Source organism: Streptomyces sp. ISL-87, assembly GCF_018614095.1.
Taxonomy (GTDB): Bacteria; Actinomycetota; Actinomycetes; order Streptomycetales; family Streptomycetaceae; genus Streptomyces.
In genome coordinates this window covers 73,189-91,310 of sequence record NZ_JAGGOY010000032.1, presented here as the reverse complement: position 1 = coordinate 91,310, position 18,122 = coordinate 73,189, and the positions used below count along the sequence as shown (strand labels likewise).

General features: G+C 70.9%; 17 protein-coding genes. 10 read left to right on the top strand and 7 right to left on the bottom strand.

What is annotated here, in order from left to right; genetic code table 11:
- The first annotated feature begins 192 nt into the window (after window positions 1-192).
- Window positions 193-3,078 carry an aminomethyl-transferring glycine dehydrogenase gene (gcvP, locus tag J7I97_RS12595; RefSeq protein WP_214933895.1) on the top strand — a complete coding sequence of 962 codons (2,886 nt, stop codon included), beginning with the start codon at window positions 193-195 and terminating at the stop codon, window positions 3,076-3,078.
- Window positions 3,079-3,247: 169 nt separating this feature from the next.
- Here the strand turns inward: gcvP and J7I97_RS12590 are convergent, their stop codons facing one another.
- Both J7I97_RS12590 and J7I97_RS12585 read right to left on the bottom strand, forming a co-directional pair.
- Window positions 3,248-3,454: a DUF5999 family protein gene (locus tag J7I97_RS12590; protein ID WP_285441086.1), complete on the bottom strand. Its 207-nt coding sequence runs from the start codon at window positions 3,452-3,454 to the stop codon at window positions 3,248-3,250.
- A gap of 268 nt (window positions 3,455-3,722) precedes the next feature.
- Window positions 3,723-4,337, bottom strand: coding sequence for a hypothetical protein (locus tag J7I97_RS12585; protein ID WP_214933891.1), 615 nt, complete (start codon window positions 4,335-4,337; stop codon window positions 3,723-3,725).
- A gap of 494 nt (window positions 4,338-4,831) precedes the next feature.
- On the opposite strand from J7I97_RS12585, the gene J7I97_RS12580 reads away from it, so the two are divergent.
- Together J7I97_RS12580 and J7I97_RS12575 are read left to right on the top strand one after the other, a co-directional pair.
- The gene (locus J7I97_RS12580; protein WP_214933889.1) at window positions 4,832-6,367 is read left to right on the top strand and encodes a glutamate-cysteine ligase family protein; all 1,536 of its coding nucleotides are present in this window, start codon (window positions 4,832-4,834) and stop codon (window positions 6,365-6,367) included.
- A gap of 101 nt (window positions 6,368-6,468) precedes the next feature.
- Complete coding sequence (locus J7I97_RS12575) at window positions 6,469-7,266, top strand: CPBP family intramembrane glutamic endopeptidase (protein ID WP_214933886.1); 798 nt, start codon at window positions 6,469-6,471, stop codon at window positions 7,264-7,266.
- On the opposite strand, the gene J7I97_RS12570 is transcribed toward J7I97_RS12575, so the two are convergent.
- The gene (locus J7I97_RS12570; RefSeq protein WP_214933884.1) at window positions 7,263-8,090 is read right to left on the bottom strand and encodes a PhzF family phenazine biosynthesis protein; all 828 of its coding nucleotides are present in this window, start codon (window positions 8,088-8,090) and stop codon (window positions 7,263-7,265) included. The genes J7I97_RS12575 and J7I97_RS12570 overlap by 4 nt on opposite strands.
- A gap of 74 nt (window positions 8,091-8,164) precedes the next feature.
- A complete protein-coding gene (locus tag J7I97_RS12565; protein ID WP_214933882.1) occupies window positions 8,165-9,073 on the bottom strand; it encodes a LysR family transcriptional regulator in 909 nt (302 codons plus the stop codon).
- A gap of 70 nt (window positions 9,074-9,143) precedes the next feature.
- On the opposite strand from J7I97_RS12565, the gene J7I97_RS12560 reads away from it, so the two are divergent.
- From J7I97_RS12560 to J7I97_RS12550, 3 genes are all read left to right on the top strand, one after another.
- Window positions 9,144-10,085 carry an NAD-dependent epimerase/dehydratase family protein gene (locus J7I97_RS12560; protein ID WP_214933880.1) on the top strand — a complete coding sequence of 314 codons (942 nt, stop codon included), beginning with the start codon at window positions 9,144-9,146 and terminating at the stop codon, window positions 10,083-10,085.
- A gap of 14 nt (window positions 10,086-10,099) precedes the next feature.
- Window positions 10,100-10,984 (top strand): aldo/keto reductase, encoded by an 885-nt coding sequence (locus J7I97_RS12555; protein ID WP_214933878.1) that lies wholly within the window; start codon window positions 10,100-10,102, stop codon window positions 10,982-10,984.
- Between the two features lie 147 nt (window positions 10,985-11,131).
- Window positions 11,132-11,296 (top strand): hypothetical protein, encoded by a 165-nt coding sequence (locus J7I97_RS12550; protein WP_214933942.1) that lies wholly within the window; start codon window positions 11,132-11,134, stop codon window positions 11,294-11,296.
- A gap of 364 nt (window positions 11,297-11,660) precedes the next feature.
- Here the strand turns inward: J7I97_RS12550 and J7I97_RS12545 are convergent, their stop codons facing one another.
- A complete protein-coding gene (locus J7I97_RS12545) occupies window positions 11,661-12,332 on the bottom strand; it encodes an SUMF1/EgtB/PvdO family nonheme iron enzyme (RefSeq protein ID WP_214933876.1) in 672 nt (223 codons plus the stop codon).
- 276 nt (window positions 12,333-12,608) lie between these two features.
- Here J7I97_RS12545 and J7I97_RS12540 point away from each other — a divergent pair, with 276 nt between their 5' ends.
- A complete protein-coding gene (locus J7I97_RS12540; protein WP_214933874.1) occupies window positions 12,609-13,229 on the top strand; it encodes a PadR family transcriptional regulator in 621 nt (206 codons plus the stop codon).
- A gap of 94 nt (window positions 13,230-13,323) precedes the next feature.
- Here the strand turns inward: J7I97_RS12540 and J7I97_RS12535 are convergent, their stop codons facing one another.
- On the bottom strand, window positions 13,324-13,752 hold the full coding sequence (locus tag J7I97_RS12535; RefSeq protein WP_214933872.1) for an SRPBCC family protein: 429 nt from the start codon (window positions 13,750-13,752) through the stop codon (window positions 13,324-13,326).
- Between the two features lie 171 nt (window positions 13,753-13,923).
- Here J7I97_RS12535 and J7I97_RS12530 point away from each other — a divergent pair, with 171 nt between their 5' ends.
- Both J7I97_RS12530 and J7I97_RS12525 read left to right on the top strand, forming a co-directional pair.
- A complete protein-coding gene (locus J7I97_RS12530) occupies window positions 13,924-14,880 on the top strand; it encodes a DMT family transporter (protein WP_214933869.1) in 957 nt (318 codons plus the stop codon).
- A 163-nt stretch (window positions 14,881-15,043) separates the two neighbouring features.
- Window positions 15,044-16,075 carry a DMT family transporter gene (locus tag J7I97_RS12525; RefSeq protein ID WP_308369251.1) on the top strand — a complete coding sequence of 344 codons (1,032 nt, stop codon included), beginning with the start codon at window positions 15,044-15,046 and terminating at the stop codon, window positions 16,073-16,075.
- On the opposite strand, the gene J7I97_RS12520 is transcribed toward J7I97_RS12525, so the two are convergent.
- Entirely contained in the window at window positions 16,057-16,749 is a 693-nt protein-coding gene (locus J7I97_RS12520) for a pyridoxamine 5'-phosphate oxidase family protein (protein WP_214933867.1), read from the bottom strand. The two genes, J7I97_RS12525 and J7I97_RS12520, sit on opposite strands and share 19 nt — an antisense overlap.
- A gap of 37 nt (window positions 16,750-16,786) precedes the next feature.
- Between J7I97_RS12520 and J7I97_RS12515 the strand changes: the two genes are divergently transcribed.
- Complete coding sequence (locus J7I97_RS12515; protein ID WP_214933865.1) at window positions 16,787-18,118, top strand: aminotransferase class I/II-fold pyridoxal phosphate-dependent enzyme; 1,332 nt, start codon at window positions 16,787-16,789, stop codon at window positions 18,116-18,118.
- The last annotated feature ends 4 nt before the right edge of the window (window positions 18,119-18,122 follow it).

The window sequence follows — 18,122 nt, the reverse complement described above, 5'->3', positions numbered from 1 at the left end:
TCTGGAAAGCAGGGGCGGGTACCGGGCGCGCAGTGCCGGTTCCTCTCCTCACCGACGGTGAAAGCCGGACCTCACGGGCCATACCCAGGAGGACCGGTGAAACTCTCAGGTTGAGATGACAGAGGGGGAGGCCGTCCGGGTGCCCGCGCCGTGGTGCCCCTCGCAGGTCGTACGACCAGGAGGCCTCCGTACATGACCGCCAACCGCATTCCGCTCTCTCAGCTGGAGCGAGGCATCCCCTTCGAGCAGCGCCACATCGGCCCGGACGCCGAGGCGCAGGCCAAGATGCTCGCTCAGGTGGGCTACGGCTCGCTGGACGAACTGACCGCCGCCGCGGTACCTGATGTGATCAAGACCGCCGCCGCGCTGAACCTGCCCGAGGCGCGGACCGAGGCCGAGGTGCTGGCCGAGCTGCGTCAGCTCGCCGACCGCAACCAGGTCCTGACGTCGATGATCGGTCTCGGCTACTACGGGACCTTCACGCCGCCGGTGATCCTGCGCAACGTCATGGAGAACCCGGCCTGGTACACGGCGTACACGCCCTACCAGCCCGAGATCTCGCAGGGCCGCCTCGAGGCGCTGCTGAACTTCCAGACCGTCGTCGCCGACCTGACCGGCCTGCCGACCTCCGGCGCCTCCCTGCTCGACGAGGGCACCGCGGCCGCCGAGGCCATGACGCTGGCCCGCCGTGTGGGCAGGGCCAAGGGCAACATCTTCCTGGTCGACGCCGATGCGCTGCCGCAGACCATCGCCGTGATCGAGACCCGCGCCGAGCCGATCGGCATCGAGGTCGTCGTCGCCGACCTGTCCGACGGCATCCCGGCCGAGATCGCCGAGCGCGGTGTCTACGGCGTGCTGCTCCAGTACCCGGGCGCCTCCGGCGCGGTACGGGAGATCAAGCCGGTCATCGACCAGGCCCACGAGCTCGGCGCGATCGTCGCCGTCTCCGCCGACCTGCTCGCCCTCACCCTGCTGGCCTCCCCGGGCTCGCTGGGCGCGGACATCGCCGTCGGCACCACCCAGCGCTTCGGCGTCCCGATGGGCTTCGGCGGACCGCACGCCGGCTTCATGGCCGTCCAGGACAAGCACGCCCGCTCGCTGCCCGGCCGCCTCGTCGGTGTGTCCGTGGACGCGGACGGCAACAAGGCGTACCGCCTCGCGCTCCAGACGCGCGAGCAGCACATCCGCCGCGAGAAGGCCACCAGCAACATCTGCACCGCGCAGGTGCTGCTCGCCGTCATGGCCGGCATGTACGCCGTCTACCACGGCCCCGACGGCCTGCGGACGATCGCCCGCCGTACGCACCGCTACGCGGCTCTGCTCGCGGCCGGCTTGACGGCCGGCGGGGTCGAGATCGTGCACGGCTCGTACTTCGACACCATCACCGCGCGGGTGCCCGGCAAGGCCGCCGAGGTCGTCGCCGCCGCTCGCGAGGGCGGGGTCAACCTGTTCCAGGTCGACGCCGACCAGGTCTCCGTCTCCTGCGACGAGACCACCCTGCGCGCCGGCATCGAGGCCGTCTGGACCGCCTTCGGCGTGACCGCCGACATCGAGGCCCTCGACGAGACCACCGCCGACGTGCTGCCCGAGGGCCTGCTGCGCTCGGACGCGTACCTGAGCCACCCGGTGTTCCACCAGCACCGTTCTGAGACCGCGATGCTGCGTTACCTGCGCAAGCTCTCGGACAAGGACTACGCGCTGGACCGCGGCATGATCCCGCTGGGCTCCTGCACCATGAAGCTCAACGCGACCACCGAGATGGAGCCGGTCACCTGGCCCGAATTCGGCCAGCTGCACCCGTTCGCTCCGGTCGAGCAGGCGGAGGGGTACCTCACGCTCATCACCGAGCTGGAGGAACGTCTCTGCGAGGTCACCGGCTACGACAAGGTGTCCATCCAGCCCAACGCCGGCTCCCAGGGTGAGCTGGCCGGCCTGCTAGCTGTCCGCGCCTACCACCGCGCCAACGGCGACGAGCAGCGCACCATCTGCCTCATCCCGTCCTCCGCGCACGGCACCAACGCCGCCAGCGCCGTGATGGCCGGTATGAAGGTCGTCGTCGTCAAGACCGCCGACGACGGTGAGGTCGACGCGGACGACCTGCGTGCCAAGATCGAGCAGCACCGCGACGAGCTCGCCGTGCTGATGATCACGTACCCCTCGACGCACGGTGTGTTCGAGGAGCACGTCGCCGACATCTGCGCCCAGGTGCACGAGGCCGGCGGCCAGGTCTACGTGGACGGCGCCAACCTCAACGCCCTGGTGGGCCTGGCCAAGCCGGGTCACTTCGGCGGCGACGTCTCGCACCTGAACCTGCACAAGACCTTCTGCATCCCGCACGGCGGTGGCGGCCCGGGCGTGGGCCCGGTCGGTGTCCGGGCGCACCTGGCCCCGTACCTGCCGAACCACCCGCTCCAGCCGACCGCCGGTCCCGAGACGGGCGTCGGCCCGATTTCGGCCGCGCCGTGGGGCTCGGCCGGCATCCTGCCGATCTCCTGGTCGTACGTACGCCTCATGGGCGGCGAGGGCCTCAAGCGGGCCACGCAGGTGGCGGTGCTCGGCGCCAACTACATCGCCAAGCGCCTGGAGCCGCACTACCCGGTGCTCTACACCGGCCCGGCCAACCTGGTCGCGCACGAGTGCATCATCGACCTGCGCCCGCTGTCGAAGGCGACGGGCGTGAGCGTGGACGACATCGCCAAGCGCCTGATCGACTACGGCTTCCACGCGCCGACCATGTCCTTCCCGGTCGCCGGCACGCTGATGATCGAGCCGACGGAGTCCGAGGACCTCGCCGAGATCGACCGCTTCTGCGACGCGATGATCGCCATCCGCGGCGAGATCGAGCGGGTCGCGGGCGGCGAGTGGCCGGTGGACGACAACCCGCTGGCCAACTCCCCGCACACGGCGGCGGCGCTGGGCGGCGAGTGGAACCACCCGTACAGCCGCGACGAGGCCGTCTTCCCGGGCGGTGTCACGCCGGCCGAGAAGTACTGGCCGCCGGTGCGCCGGATCGACGGCGCCTTCGGCGACCGGAACCTGGTCTGCTCCTGCCCGCCGCTGGACGAGTACGACAACTGAGCCGACGGCGACCGAGTCGCACGGCATGACGAAGGGGCCGGTCCGGGAGCTTCGCTCCTGGGCCGGCCCCTTGTCGGTGCAGAGGTCACTGTCGGTGCAGCGGTCACTGTCGGTGCTGACGTCGCTGCCGTGCTGACGTCGCTGTTGGTGCTGACGTCGCTGTCGTCGGCTAGGCCGCCTTCATCACCTGCGCCGCCGCGAGCGGGCGGTGCGGAGCGATGATCTGGCCGTCCGGCAGCAGCTCACCGGTGTCCTCGAAGAGCAGGACGCCATTGCACAGCAGGCTCCAGCCCTGTTCCGGGTGGTTGGCCACGGGCTGCGCGGCCTCCCGGTCGGCGGAGTCGGCTGACGGGCACGCTGGCTGGTGCTGGCACATGGATGCGTTCTTTCGCTGCGGTGTGGTCTGTGTGCTGCGGCTCGAAGCCTTGTTCATGGCCGCCCCCCGTATCACTGTCTTGGTTTGGTCAGGGTCCCAGTGTTGCCCTACGGCACTGACTCCGCAGGGATTTCCCGGCAGCTGTCCTCATTGATTGATGACGCATCACTCGTGCGGGCGGTTCAGGTCAACTCCCCTGTCATTTCGGGTGGTTCGACACTGGTCCGAGTGGGCTAGGCCGAATGGTCCGTCCGGGTCAACGGGGTGGTCAGGCGGCCGGGGCAGCCAGTGAAGGGGGAACCGGCGGGGTGAGCCGGTGGGTCAGTACGGGCAGCAGTTCGGACACGGGGTGCGCCCGGTACGGGGCGATGCCGGGCGGGGCCGGTGCCAGCGGAATCAGCAGGTCCGCGGCGGCCGGCAGGCCGGCGGAGGCGTCGGCGCCCACGGCCCCGTGCAGCCACAGGGTGAGCATGTACAGCTCCGGTACGGACAGGAGTCTCGGCTGGTAGTTCGTGCCGAGCGATTCAGCCTGGCGCAGGGCCCGTTCGGTGGCGGCGACATAGGGGCCCTCGAAGAAGTGGGAGAAGGCCCAGCCGTCCGGGGTCAGCCGGGTGTCGGCCGCGGCGACGAAACGCTCTCCGCTGCGGATCAGGAACCGCCAGCCGGTGAGCCGGGTGCGGGGCGGCCGGCCCTCCGTGGCCAGGTGGTGGGGCGTGTGCAGCCGGTCGAGGACGTGCACCGGAAGCGGAAGTTCGGCGGTCAGCGGCCCCTGGAGTGCGCGCAGGGAGGGAGTGTGCGCCTCGTGGACGGCGGTGGGGGAACCGAGTGCCGCGAGGACGCTGCGCAGGGCGGGCGCGGGAGCCGGGGGGACATGCAGCGGCATGGTGGGTCGCCTCTCACTTGGGAGACCTGTGGTACGGGGGAATGTGCGGACGGCGCTGTCGCATTCTGGGGCCAGAGGGGGGCTGAGGGGCAATGGCCGCGCGCCAACTCTCTGCCTCGTTTGCGGAGTTTATACGACATGTGTTCACGCAGTGTTTCGGCTAGCTGTCCCGCCTATTGCCGACAAGACGCTTACCGGTCCCGCTGTCATGGCATTCATGCCGGTTGCGCGTGAACAACCCGCGCTGACCTCGGAGGTTACCGGACGGGGGCTCGGCTGGAAAGCGTCGGTTATCCGGAACCGGCAATGTCTACACGGAATTTGCGCGGAGAGAGTTGCCAGGTGAATGTGCCATAGCGCCTGTCGGCCAAACCGGCGCGCGCTCCCCGCCACGCGCGCCCCCTCGGCGTTATCGATCACGCCGCCGGGGCATCATCGACCGTAACGCGCGCCTGGGTGCCCAGGGCCAGGCCCACTCGAGGAGGGACGCTTCGATGGGGGAGAAGGTCGTGGCAGGCGGATTCGACCTGTCCGATCGGCAACGGTATCGGAGGAAGCTTCACGAGTGCCTGGAGGGGCTGGAGCGGCTTCTGGAGGAGAAGAGGTTCGATCGCCCCAAGAACATGATGGGGCTGGAGATCGAGCTGAATCTGGCGGGTGCCGACGGGTTGCCGAGAATGGTGAATGCCCAGGTTCTGGAGCGGATTGCGAGCCCCGATTTCCAGACCGAACTCGGAATGTTCAACCTGGAGGTAAACGTACTTCCGCACCGGCTCGGCGGCCGGGTATTCGACCAGCTCGCCGAGGAACTGAGTGCGGGGCTGGGCTATGCCCACCGGCAGGCCTTGGAGATCGACGCGGGCGTGGTGATGATCGGGATTCTGCCGACGATCACCCGCTCCGACCTGGTCACCGCCAACCTCTCGGCGGTGGACCGCTACTCGCTGCTGAACGAGCAGATCCTGATGATGCGGGGGGAGGACTTCACCCTCGACATCGACGGCGTCGAGCGGCTCACCTGGAGCTCCGGGTCGATCGTGCCGGAGGCCGCCTGCACCTCCGTACAGCTGCACCTGCAGGTGACTCCGGCGCGGTTCTCGGATGTGTGGAACGCGGCGCAGGCGCTGGCCGCCGTCCAGATAGCCGTCGGCGCCAACTCGCCGTTCCTGTTCGGGCGAGAGCTGTGGCGGGAGTCGCGGCCGCCGCTGTTCACGCAGGCCACCGACACCCGGCCGCCCGAGCTCCAGGCGCAGGGGGTACGGCCGCGCACCTGGTTCGGGGAGCGCTGGGTGGACTCGGCGTACGAACTCTTCGCCGAGAACGTCCGCTACTTCCCTGCCTTACTGCCGATATGCGACGAGGAGGAGCCGCTGCGGGTGCTCGCCGAGGGCGGGGTTCCGAGCCTTCAGGAGCTGGTGCTGCACAACGGCACGGTCTACCGGTGGAACCGGCCCGTGTACGGGGTCGCCGACGGTGTGCCGCATCTGCGGGTGGAGAACCGGGTGCTGCCGGCCGGGCCGACCGTGGCCGATGTCGTGGCCAACGCCGCGTTCTACTACGGGCTGGTGCGGACCCTCGCCGACGAGCAGCGCCCGGTGTGGAGCCGGCTGCCGTTCGCCGAGGCGGAGGCCAACTTCGACGCGGCCTGCCGCTACGGGATCGACGCGCGGCTGCGCTGGCCGCGCCGGGGGCGGGGCGGGGGACTGGCGAGCGTGCCCGCCGTACGGCTGGTGCTGGACGAGCTGCTGCCGATGGCGGCGGCCGGACTGGACGCGTGGGGCATCGAGCCCGCCGACCGGGACTACTACCTCGGCATCATCGAGGAGCGGTGCCGGCGCCGGGTGAACGGGGCGACCTGGCAGGTGGACACCTACCACCGGGCGCTGGCGGCGGGGCTGGAGCGGGACGCCGCGCTGGCCGCGACCACCCGCCGGTACAGCGAGCTGATGCACAAGGGCGATCCCGTGCACACCTGGCCCGTCGGTCTCGCGGAGCAGGAGGTGAACGCGTCGGTGCCGGTCGGGCGCTGAGTCCGCCCGGCCGGGCGTTCGATCCCGTCCGGTGATCCCGTTCCCCCGCCGACGAGGCAGTATGGGGTGGTCGGAAGAGGACGGCGGGACGGGAGTCGGGCGTGCGGACGGAGTCGGGGCCTTTGGCCGGGGAGCTGCGCGCGGACGGGCGCGGGTTCCTGCGGACCGAGACGCTGCTTGTGCTGGCGCTGTCGCTGGGTGCGAGCGGCGTCTCGGCGCTGATCAGCTTCATCGGCGCGCTCACCAAGCCGGGCGGCCTCAAGGACCAGGCCGCCACCCTCAACGGCTCGTACGCGCCCGGCCGGCCCTGGCTGGACCTGGCCTGGCAGCTGTTCGGCATCGGGACCGCGCTGGTGCCGGTGCTGCTGGTCGCCCATCTGCTGACCCGGGAGGGCGCGCCGGGGCTGCGGGTGCTGGGCTTCGACCGCACCCGGCCGGGCTGGGACCTGGGCCGGGGCGCGCTGGTGGCCGCCGGGATCGGGAGCGCCGGGCTGGCCTTCTACCTGGTGGCGCGGGCCACCGGCTTCAACCTGACGGTGGTGCCGGAGGCGCTGCCCGACGTGTGGTGGAAGTTCCCCGTGCTGATCCTCTCCGCGCTGCAGAACTCCGTGGTGGAGGAGGTCATCGTGCTGGCCTACCTGCTGCGCCGGCTCGGTCAGCTGGGCTGGTCGCCGATGGCCGCGCTGCTGGCCAGCTCGCTGCTGCGCGGCTCGTACCACCTCTACCAGGGCATCGGCGGCTTCATCGGCAATGCGGTGATGGGCGCCGTGTTCGTGCTGGCGTACCGCCGATGGGGCCGGGTGGGGCCGCTGGTCGTCGCGCACGCCCTTCTCGACATCGTGGCCTTCGGCGGGTACGCGCTGCTGGCGGGCAAGGTGGGCTGGCTGCCGACCCCTTAACCGTCCTGGGGCCGGGTGAGCAGTGTGCCGTCGATGACGGTGACGGCGTTGCCGCTCAGGAGCGTACGGTCGCCCGTGAGCCGGACCGTGACCAGGCCGGTGCGCGCTCCGCCCTGGAGTCCGACGAGTTCGGTGCGGCCCAGCCGCGCGGCCCAGAAGGGGGCGAGGGCGGTGTGGGCGCTGCCGGTGACCGGGTCCTCGTCTATGCCGAAGGCCGGGAAGAAGCCGCGCGAGACGAAGTCGTACCCCCGTGAGGGGTCCTCGGCGGCCGCGGTGACGATCACTCCGCGCCGGGCGTAGCCGCGCAGGGCGGTGAGGTCGGGGGTGAGCTCGCGTACGGTCCGCTCGTCCGCCAGCTCGACCACCAGGTCGCCGATGTGCGCGGACGTGTCGTGGACCGACGCGATCTCGGCGCCCAGGGCACGCTGTACCTCGGCCACCGTCTCGACCGCCGTCAGTGAGGACGTCGGGAAGTCCATGGTGATGGTCCCGTCCTCGGCGACCTCTGCCGTGAGGATCCCGCAGCGCGCGGTGAAGCGGATCAGCCCGGTCGCGAGGCCGCTCGCCGCCAGGACGTGGGCGGTGGCGAGGGTGGCGTGGCCGCACATGTCGACCTCGTTGGTCGGGGTGAACCAGCGCAGCGCCCAGTCGGCGTCCCCGCCGGGCGGGAGGGGGTGGGCGAAAGCCGTCTCGGACAGGTTGACCTCGGTGGCGACCTGCTGGAGCCAGGCGTCCGAGGGGAACCCGCTCTCGAAGAGCAGGACTCCGGCGGGGTTGCCGCGGAAGGGCCGGTCGGTGAAGGCGTCGACGATTCGGAGGCGCATCCGCCGACCGTAGGGGTACACACGGACTTCCTCAGCTGTGTACGGATGAATGAGGCCAGATCGTGCTGTGTGTGTCAGGTTTCGTCCAGCGCTGCTGCCTGTTCCTGGAGGGCCTGTACCAGTGTCCTGACCTGGGCGTGGTCGCGGCGGAGGATCGTGGCAACGCCGATGTGCCGGATCGGAGTCGGCGGCGCGATGGGGACGGTGCGTAGTCCTGCTATCTGCGGAGTCTGCGCGATGGAGGGGACCAGCGAGATTCCCATGCCCGCAGCGACGAGCGAGCGGGCGAAGAAGTAGTCCGTTGTCGTGCCGCGCACCTCCGGGTCGAAGCCAGCGCGTTCGGCGTAGCGGCGCAGGTACGTCTCGGTCTTGAGGCAGCCGAGTACCCAGGGCTCGGCTGCCAGCTCAGCGATGTCGAGTGTCTCGCGGCCGGCCAGAGGATGGGCGTCGGGCAGCACGATATGCAGGGGGTCTTCCATGAGTGCGGTCCACGCCAGGCTGGAGCTCGGGCCCGGCCGGCCGGGCAGCGGGCCGTCGAAGTGATAGGCGAGGGCGAGGTCTACGGCGCCCTGGCGGACCAGTGGCAGGCTGTCCTCGGGCTCGCTCTCCCTGACGTGGACCACGGTCTCGGGATGGGCGGTGGTGAGGCGGGCGAGTGCGCCGGGTAGTAGGAGCCTGCCGCCGCTGGTGAAGGTGGCGATGGTGAGCTGGGTGCGGCCGCTACCGAGCCGGTCGACCTGCTGCTTGGCGTGTTCGAGCTCCGCGGCGACCGACTCGGCGGCCCCGACCATGATCCGACCGGCCGGGGTGAGCGTGACTCCGCGGGTGCTGCGCGCCACGACCTGGGCGCCGAGGCTGCGCTCCAGCGCAGCGACGTGCTGGGACACAGCCGAGGGGGTGAGATGGAGGGCTGCCGCCGCCTGGTTGAAACTGCCGTGCTCCGCCACCGTCCGCAGGACACGCAGCCGCTGCACATCGATCAACAGTATTCCTTAATACGTATCCAGTAGGTGGGCACTTCTGCTGATGACTGTAGGTGTCCAGGATGGAGGCATGCGAAAGATCTGCGTTATCGGCGGAAGCCGGTACTTCGGCAAGCTCCTGGTCCAGCGCCTGCAGGCCGCCGGCCACCAGGTCACGGTGATTAACCGCGGATCGACCCCGCCGCCACCCGGTGTCGAACACCTCGTTGTAGACCGCAACGACGAGGCTGCCCTGATCGCCGCGCTCGGCTCCCGCACCTTCGACGTGGTCGTCGACCAGGTCTGCTACACCCCCGTGCAGGCCGCGATCGCCGCTCGCGCCTTCAGCGGCCGCACCCGGCGCTACGTCATGACCTCCACCATCGAGGTCTACGACCCGGCGACCGCCGCACTGCCGGCCGTCCTACCCGGCACGCCGGTGCTGGAGGAGGTCGTGGACCCGTCGACATGGCTGGTGGCCATGGACCTGCCGTGGCACGACGCGGCGTACCTGGAGGCGCACTACGCCGAAGGCAAGCGCCAGGCGGAGGCCGTCTTCGCCCAGCATCACGGGTTCGCTTTCGCCGCCGTGCGCAGTGCCCACGTGCTCGGTGGCGGCGCGGCGGAGTTCACCGGCCGGCTGGCGCACTACGTCGAGCACGTCACCCAGGGCACGCAGATCGCCGTGCACGCCGAGGCGCTGCCCACGGTCTTCATCCACTACGAGGAGCTGGCGGACCTGCTGCTGTGGGCGGCCACGCTCACCGACGTCACCGGCCCGATCAACGCCTGCTCCGACGGTCCACTCGACGTTTACGACCTGGGTGCTGTCATCGCCGAACAGGCCGGCAGGAAGGCCCTGTACCGGAGCGCCGCCGCGGGCGAGCCGGCCTCGCCGTTCTCCTTCGACCGCCACTACGCCATGAGCAACGCCCGCGCGAAAGAACTGGGCTTCTCCTTCTCCCACACCACCGACTGGCTCCCCGGTGCCGTCGCCGAAGCCCTCGACGCATCCGCCGCCCCCACCACCTGAGGAACAGACACACCATGCAGTACCGCACCATCGCAGACACCACCGTCAGCGCCATCGGCCTGGGCGCCATGCCGCTGTCCATTGAGCACCGCCCGGACGAACAGCGGGCCATCGCCACCATCCACGCCGCCCTGGACGCCGGGGTCACGCTCATCGACACCGCCGACAGCTACCACTGGCACGCCGGCGAAGCCGGCCACAACGAACTCCTCATCGCCCGCGCCCTGGCCCGCTACGGCGGCGACACCTCCCGCCTCCTCGTCGCCACCAAGGGCGGCCGCGGCCGGCCCGGCGACGGCAGCTGGACCGTCACCGCCACCCCCGCCCACCTCAAGCGCGCCGCCGAAGCTTCCCTGAAGCGCCTGGGCGTCGAGGCCATCGGCCTGTACCAGCTGCACAAGCCGGACCCGGACGTGCCCTGGGCGGAGTCCGTGGGCGCGCTGCGCGAGCTGCTCGACACCGGCACCATCCGCGCCGCCGGGATCTCCAACGTCACCACCGGCCAGATCCGCGAGGCGCACGCGATCCTCGGCGACGGCCTCGTCTCCGTACAGAACGAGTACTCCCCTGCAGTCCGCGACAGCGAGCCCGAGCTGCGGCTGAGTACGCAGCTCGGGCTGGCCTTCCTGCCCTGGAGCCCATTGGGCGGCATCTCCCGAAGCTCCCTCGACGGACCCTCCGGCACGACCGCTGCGAGCACCGCCTTCCACCGCATCGCGGCCGAGCACGGCGTCAGCCCGCAGCAGATCGCCCTGGCCTGGCTGCTGACCCGCTCCCCGGCGGTGATCCCGGTGCCCGGCGCCAGCCGCCCGGCATCGATCCAGGACTCTGCCAAGGCGGCCGAGCTTGAGCTGAGCGAGGCGGAGCAGACGCAGTTGGAGGACGCACTGCCCAGCTGAGCCGGCGCGTCCTAGCTCAAACGCCGAAAGCGCCTCGTCACCGAATGCCCGTACAGGTGTGGCCACCGTCGTCCCGCCCCTCGCAAGCCCAACAGCCGCGAACGTAGAGCAGCAACCGGTCGAACTTCAATGACATCCGGCGTCTCGGTGAACAGCACGCGCCACTATGTGATCGGGGAGGCCAGCAGCCCGCTGATCTACTTCCCCATGCGCTGGAGCATGGCCGAGGAAGCGTCTGCCTATGCGGCGGAGGTTGCTGCGTCGATGGACCTCAACTGCTTCGACCCGCAGGCACGGAAGCTCCGGCCCTAACCGGAACAGCAGCGACGGACCAGATCAACTGAGACGGCACCGGGCAACCGTGCGTCCGGGACCAGATTCACTGAGATTTCCAGCGTCACAGCGTCTCAGTTCTTCTGGTCGCTGCAGGTCACAGGCATCACCACTTCTTCGGTGGCAACAGATCAAGGTTCGCTGTCACAGGTCAACTGACCTGTGCCAGTGAACGTTGATCGATTGCCACCGAAGGATGATCAACGTTAGTTTGTGCCACTGAATCTGACGATCTGGTCCATGTCTCGACGGAACGGGTCCGATTCGCTCGATGTCTCAGATGATCGGGCCCAGGCCGTCCGATCGGCGGACATTGCGTCTGAGGACGGGCGGGAACCGGTCGTCACACGAGGGAACGCGCGATGCGGAAGCCTACGTCGTCGACCTGGAAAGTCGGGTGGCTGCGGCGCCGCGCGGAGGCCCGGCAACTCCAGTGCTCATCGAACCAACCACCGCCACGGAGCACCCGGTAGGCGCCATAGACCTCGGCGTCGTAGACGTCCCAGCACCAGTCCCAGACGTTGCCGAGCATGTCGTAAAGCCCCAACGAGTTGGGGCGTTTGCCGCCCACCTCGTGGATGCGCTCGTGCGAGTTACCGCGGTACCAGCCGATCTCGTCGAGCTCCCCATAACGCGGTCCTGCAGTACCGGCACGGCAGGCGTGCTCCCACTCGGCTTCGGTCGGCAGTCGATACCCGTCGGCGGACGCGTCCCACTCGATACCTTCGCCCTCGGCACGGAAGTGGTACGCGGGCGTGAACCCGGCGCACTGGGACAGGGCGTTGCAGAACCGCGCCGCGTCCCACCAGGAGACGCACTCGACGGGCAACTGGTCCCCAGGGGTGGTACTCGGCCGCTGGCCTGTGATCTGTGCGTACAACGCCTGGGTGACCGGGGATGCCGCGAGCTGGTAGGGCGCAAGCTCGACCGACCAACTGCGCTGTGTCCGCCGGTCCGACAGCGTCACCTGCCCCGGCGGGATGGCGATCATCTCGTTCCCCGTCATCACGTCCATGATCAGGAGATCCTAACGAGACCTGCCAGTGCGAACCACCACCAACGTCGTTCTTGGCTGAAACGAATCTGCAAGTCGTCATCCTTCACGGGCAATCGGTCAACGTTCACTGGCACAGGTCACAACCGATCGGGGCTTGCTGGCCCAGTCGTAAGTTAGTTTCCGATATATCGTTGACGCATCGCGACCGATCAGCGATAGTTGAGGCATCGGAGCCGATGGCATGGGCCCCGACGACAGGACCGACGAATGACCAATGACGAAAGGAGCGCAGTCATGCGTTCACGCGGACAGCACGGACACGGCCACGGGCATGAACACGGACGGGGCCACGGCCACTGCGGGCCGGACCGTCGGGAGGAGTTCCAGGGGCGGCGCGCCGCCTTCGGGCCGTTCGGACCGCCCTTCGGTGGCGGCCCCTTCGGTGGGCGGGGCGGCCGCGGCGGACCGCGGGGCCGGGCCAGGCGGGGGGACGTGCGCGCCTCGATCCTGGCGCTGCTCGCCGACCGGCCGATGCACGGCTACGAGATGATCCAGGAGATCAGCGAGCGCAGCGGCGGGGCCTGGAAGCCCAGCCCGGGCTCGGTCTACCCGACCCTCCAGCTGCTCGAGGACGAAGGGCTCATCACCAGCGAGAGCGAGGGCGGCAAGAAGCTGTTCACGCTCACCGACGCCGGGCGCACCGAGGCCGAGGCGGGCTCCGCGGCCCCCTGGGAAGAAGCGGGGCGCGGCTTCGACCGCGAGGCGATGAGCGAGATCCGCACGGCCGGCTTCGGCCTGATGGAGGCCTTCGCGCAGGTCTGGAAGACCGGCTCGCCCGAGCAGCGGGACAAGGCCGTCGCGGTGATCAACGACGCCCGCAAGAAGCTCTACCTGATCCTGGCCGACGAGCACTGAGCCGGCCGGTATGTCAGCCGGCGCGCCCCGCGGGAAACCTCGCGGGGCGCGCCGGCGTACGTGCTGGCGTACATATGGATGCGTGCGGGCCGGGTCAGGCGACCAGGCCGGCCAGCTTGCGCAGCGACTCGTTCAGCGCGGCGGTGGCGGAGTCCTTGAGCTTGCCCGCCATCAGGGAGACGGCGGCTCCGTTGAACTCCCCGTCGATCCGCACCGTGGTGGCGTCGCCGTCCGGGGTCAGGGTGTACCGGGTGAGGATGGCCACGCCCATCGGCCCCTTGCCGGTGATGGCGAAGAGGCGTTCGGTCTCCAGCTCCGAGACGGTCCAGGCGACCTCGGCCGGGAAGCCCATCATCTTCATGTTCTCCTCGAAGGTGGCCCCGACCGCGAGGGTCTCGGGGCCGCCCTTGGGGAAGTTGGTGTGGGTCATGCTCCACTGGCCGTACGCCGCCCAGTCCGTCAGCTGGGCCCAGAGCTTCGCGGCGGGCGCCTCGATGCGTGATTCCGCGGTGACTTCGGCCATGCGACCACCCCTTCTCGTCGGGTACGTGCGGCGGAACGTAGTCCCGGCGGGTGGAACATTCAATACTGACGACCTGTCAGAAATTGCGGGCCCGGTCACGGTGGGTCTCGGCCGTGTCTCAACAGGTGTCACGCCTGTGACGCTACTGACGGGCCCTGTCATGATGGCCCGATGCAAGCGTCAGGGAAGAACGCCGGACTGGGCCTCGCCCTCGTCTCGGCGTGTGCGTTCGGTGGTTCGGGTGTCGCGGCGAAGCCGCTGATCGAGGCGGGTCTGGACCCGCTGCACATGGTCTGGCTCAGGGTGGCCGGGGCGGCCCTCGTGCTGTCCCCGCTGGCCTGGCGGCACCGCGATCTCGTGCGACGCAAGCCCCTCCTGCTGGCCGGCTTCGGGCTCGTCGCCGTCGCCGGGGTCCAGGCCTTCTACTTCGCCTCCCTGTCCCGGATCCCGGTGGGCGTGGCCCTGCTTCTGGAGTACCTGGGCCCGGCGCTGCTGCTCGGCTACATCCGCTTCGTACAGCGCAAGCCGGTCACGCGGGCGGCCGCGGCCGGCGCCGCGGTGGCCGTCGTGGGCCTCGCCTGTGTGGTCGAGATCTGGGCCGGGCTGAGCCTGGACCCGCTCGGCGTGCTGCTCGGCATCGCCGCGGCCTGCTGCCAGGCCTTCTACTTCGTCTTCGCCGACCAGGGCACGGACGGGGACGACGTTCCCGACCCGCTCGGCGTGATCGCGTACGGCATGATCGTCGGGGCCCTGGTGATGACGGTCATCGCCCGGCCCTGGGAGATGGACTGGCAGGTGCTGGGCGGGCAGGCCGCGATGGGCGACACCGCGCTGCCCGCGCTGGTGCTGCTGGGCTGGGTGATCCTGATCGCGACCGTCTTCGCGTACCTGACCGGGGTGGTCTCGGTGCGCAAGCTCTCGCCTCAGGTGGCGGGTGTCGTGGCCTGCCTCGAGGCGGTCATCGCCACCGTGCTGGCGTGGGTGCTGTTGGGCGAGCACCTCTCGACACCGCAGATCGTGGGCGGTGCGCTGGTGCTGACCGGGGCCTTCATCGCCCAGTCGGCCCGGCCGACCCCGCCGGGGGCGGCGGATCCGGTCGTACTGGACCGCGAGACGACGACGGCCTAGGGTGGCGATCATGCTTTCGACCGTGCTTCCGCCTCCCGCCGCCTAGCGCGGGCGGCTGCCACACACGACGAGCACCCGGCCCGGGAGTACCCGGGCGGGTGAGCGCTGCCCGCGAAGCGATGACCTGCATCTTTCATCCTTCACGCATGCGCGGAGACTTCACGTGTCGAACCATTCGCCCGCTTCAGGGCGCAGTCTGCTGTACCTCGTCGTCGCCGGAGCCGCCTGGGGCACCGCCGGAGTGGCGGCCTCCCTGCTCTTCCTGGCCAGTGACCTCGGCCCCCTCGCCCTGTCGTTCTGGCGGTGCGCCGGCGGGCTGGTGGTGCTGCTCGCGGTGCTCGCCGTGCCCCGGCCCCGAGGACCGAGGCGTCCGCGCCCGTCGGTGGCGTCGCTGATCGGGACCGGCCTGATGTTCACCGTCTTCCAGGCCGCCTACTTCGGCGCCGTGCGCGAGACCGGCCTCGCGGTCGGCACCGTGGTCACCCTCGGCGCCGGGCCGGTGCTGATCGCGCTCGGGGCGCGGTACTGGATGGGCGAGCGGCTCGGCCGGGGCGGGGCCGTCGCCGTCGTCGGGGCGCTCGGCGGGCTGGCCGTGCTGGTACTGGGCAGCGGGGGCGGCGAGGTCCGGCCGCTCGGGGTCGGCTGGGCGCTGCTGTCGGCCGCCGGGTACGCCGGGATGACTCTCCGGGCCCGGTGGCTCGGGCAGCGCGGAGCGGGCGGGGACCCGCTGGTCACGACCGCGTGGTCGGTCGGGGTGGGGTCGGTGTGTCTGCTGCCGCTCGCCGCGGTGGAGGGGCTGCTTCCGCACACCGCCGAACTCGGGCGGGTGCTCTGGCTGCTGGTGTACGTCGCCACCGTGCCGACCGCCCTGGCCTACGGGCTCTACTTCACCGGGGCCGCCTCGGTGCGGGCCGCGACCGTGTCCGTGATCATGCTGATCGAGCCGGTGAGCGCGGCGGTGATCGCCGTCCTGGTGCTCGGGGAGCGGCTGACGGCCGCCGTGGTGCTGGGCACCGTACTGCTGCTGACGGCCGTGGGCGCGCTCATCGCGGCCGAGGCGCGGCGCCCGGCGGACGGGCCGCGGGTGCGGCCCGTCGCCAGGGCTGACAGCTCCGGTCAGAGCTCCAGTCGGAGCGCTGGTCAGGGAGCCGGTCGGAGCGCCGGTCAGGGAGCCGGTCAGAGCGCCGCGAGGTAGTCCGGGGTGGCGATGCCCGGGGCCAGGTCGGCGGCCGGGACGGGGGTTCCGTACGCCGGCACGACGGGGACCACGCCCGACCAGTAGGGCAGGGCCAGGTCCTCGGCGTCGTCGTTCGGGCCGCCGGTACGGAGCTTCGCGGACACCTCGTTGAGGTCCAGGCGGATCACGGCCGTGGCCGCGAGCTCCTTGGCGTTGGCCGGCCGGGAATCGGCCGAGCGGCCCGGCACGACGTGGTCGACCAGGGCGTCGAGGGCCATCCGGCGCTCCGCCTCGTCGGTGACCTCGTAGGCGGTGCCGTGCACGACCACCGAGCGGTAGTTGATCGAGTGGTGGAAGGCCGAGCGGGCCAGCACCAGGCCGTCCACGTGCGTCACGGTCAAGCAGACGGGCAGCCCCGGGTCCGCCTTGCCGGCGGCGAGGAGCGGGCGGGAGCCGGTCGAGCCGTGGATGTAGAGGGTCTCGCCGACCCGGCCGAACAGGGTCGGCAGGACCACCGGCGCGCCGTCGCGGACGAAGCCGAGGTGGCAGAGGTAGGCCTGGTCGAGTATCGAGTGCACCGTCTCGCGGTCGTAGCGCGCCCGGTCGCGGGAGCGGCTCGGGACGGTGCGGTCGGTGGGCTCGTACGCCGCGGGCGTCTCGTTCGTCTCGTGCGTCTCGGTGGTGGCGCTCATGGTGCGGGCTCCGTTGTACTAGTGCATACTTGGGTTTGTGCTAGGAGACTATCGGATTACCGGGCGCCGCGCATCGGATATCGCGGCCAGTGTCGAAGCGGGTGTGGGATCGGGCGCGCTCGCGCCGGGGGCGCTGTTGCCGCCGATGCGGGAGCTGGCCGGTGTGCTGGGGGTGAACCCGAACACCGTGGCCGCCGCGTACCGGACGCTGCGCGAGCGCGGGGTGATCGAAACGGACGGGCGGCGCGGCAGCAGGGTGCGCGGGCGGCCGGCCAGCGCGCCGAGGGACGAACTGCGGATGGCGATGCCGCCCGGGGTGCGGAACATGGCCTCGGGCAACCCGGATGTGCGGCTACTGCCTCCGCTCGACAGGGCGCTGGCCGTCGCCGCGGAGCGGTACGCGCAGGCGCCGACGCTGTACGGGGACGACCCGGTGGTGCCGGAGCTGGCACGGCTGGCCCGGGCCGGTTTCGACGCGGACGGGGTGCCGGACGGGCCGATGGCGGTGACCTCGGGTGCGCTGGACGGGATCGAGCGGGTGCTGTCCGGGCATCTGCGGCCGGGGGACGCGATCGCCATCGAGGACCCGGGATGGGGGAGCGTGCTGGACCTGGCGGCGGCGCTGGGCCTTCGGGTGGTACCGGTGGCGGTGGACGACGAGGGGCCGGTGGCCGCGGAGGTCGAGCGGGCGCTGCGGGAGGGGGCGCGAGCCCTGGTGGTGACGTCGCGGGCGCAGAACCCGACGGGGGCGGCGGTGAGCGCGGGGCGTGCGGCCGAGCTGCGGGCGGTGCTGACGCGGCATCCGGAGGCGCTGGTGGTCGAGGACGATCACGGGCACGGCATCGTCGATGTGCCGTTGCATGCGCTCGGCGGTGTGACGCGGCACTGGGCGCTGGCCCGTTCCACCGCGAAGGCGTACGGGCCGGACCTGCGGCTCGCGGTGCTGACGGGCGACGCGGTGACGCTCGACCGGGTGCGGGGGCGGCAGCGGCTGGGGCCCGGGTGGGTGAGTCGGCTGCTCCAGTACGCGGTGGTGGAGCTGTGGACCGGGGACGCGGTGGACCGGGCGGCGGTGGCCCGGTCGTACGGGGAGCGGCGCGACGGGCTGGTCGCGGCGCTGCTGGAGCGGGGGGTGCGGGCCCATGGGCGCACCGGGATGAACGTGTGGGTGCCGGTTGCCGATGAGACCGGGGTGGTGACGAGGCTCATGGCCTCGGGGTGGGGGGTGGCTCCGGGCCGCCGGTTCCGGGTGGAGTCGGGGCCGGGCGTGCGGGTGACCGTGTCCGGGTTGCGGATCGGGGAGGTGGCGGGGCTCGCGGACGCGCTGGCCACGGCGGTACGCCCGGTGGTCGGCGGCCGCTTCGACTGACCCC

What these genes read in the sequence shown, in the direction of transcription:
- gcvP (WP_214933895.1), top strand. Translation starts at nt 193, where the DNA reads ATGACCGCCAACCGCATTCCGCTCTCTCAGCTGGAGCGAGGCATCCCC.
- J7I97_RS12590 (WP_285441086.1), bottom strand. Translation starts at nt 3,454, where the DNA reads ATGTGCCAGCACCAGCCAGCGTGCCCGTCAGCCGACTCCGCCGACCGG.
- J7I97_RS12585 (WP_214933891.1), bottom strand. Translation starts at nt 4,337, where the DNA reads ATGCCGCTGCATGTCCCCCCGGCTCCCGCGCCCGCCCTGCGCAGCGTC.
- J7I97_RS12580 (WP_214933889.1), top strand. Translation starts at nt 4,832, where the DNA reads ATGGGGGAGAAGGTCGTGGCAGGCGGATTCGACCTGTCCGATCGGCAA.
- J7I97_RS12570 (WP_214933884.1), bottom strand. Translation starts at nt 8,090, where the DNA reads ATGCGCCTCCGAATCGTCGACGCCTTCACCGACCGGCCCTTCCGCGGC.
- J7I97_RS12560 (WP_214933880.1), top strand. Translation starts at nt 9,144, where the DNA reads ATGCGAAAGATCTGCGTTATCGGCGGAAGCCGGTACTTCGGCAAGCTC.
- J7I97_RS12555 (WP_214933878.1), top strand. Translation starts at nt 10,100, where the DNA reads ATGCAGTACCGCACCATCGCAGACACCACCGTCAGCGCCATCGGCCTG.
- J7I97_RS12545 (WP_214933876.1), bottom strand. Translation starts at nt 12,332, where the DNA reads ATGGACGTGATGACGGGGAACGAGATGATCGCCATCCCGCCGGGGCAG.
- J7I97_RS12540 (WP_214933874.1), top strand. Translation starts at nt 12,609, where the DNA reads ATGCGTTCACGCGGACAGCACGGACACGGCCACGGGCATGAACACGGA.
- J7I97_RS12535 (WP_214933872.1), bottom strand. Translation starts at nt 13,752, where the DNA reads ATGGCCGAAGTCACCGCGGAATCACGCATCGAGGCGCCCGCCGCGAAG.
- J7I97_RS12530 (WP_214933869.1), top strand. Translation starts at nt 13,924, where the DNA reads ATGCAAGCGTCAGGGAAGAACGCCGGACTGGGCCTCGCCCTCGTCTCG.
- J7I97_RS12520 (WP_214933867.1), bottom strand. Translation starts at nt 16,749, where the DNA reads ATGAGCGCCACCACCGAGACGCACGAGACGAACGAGACGCCCGCGGCG.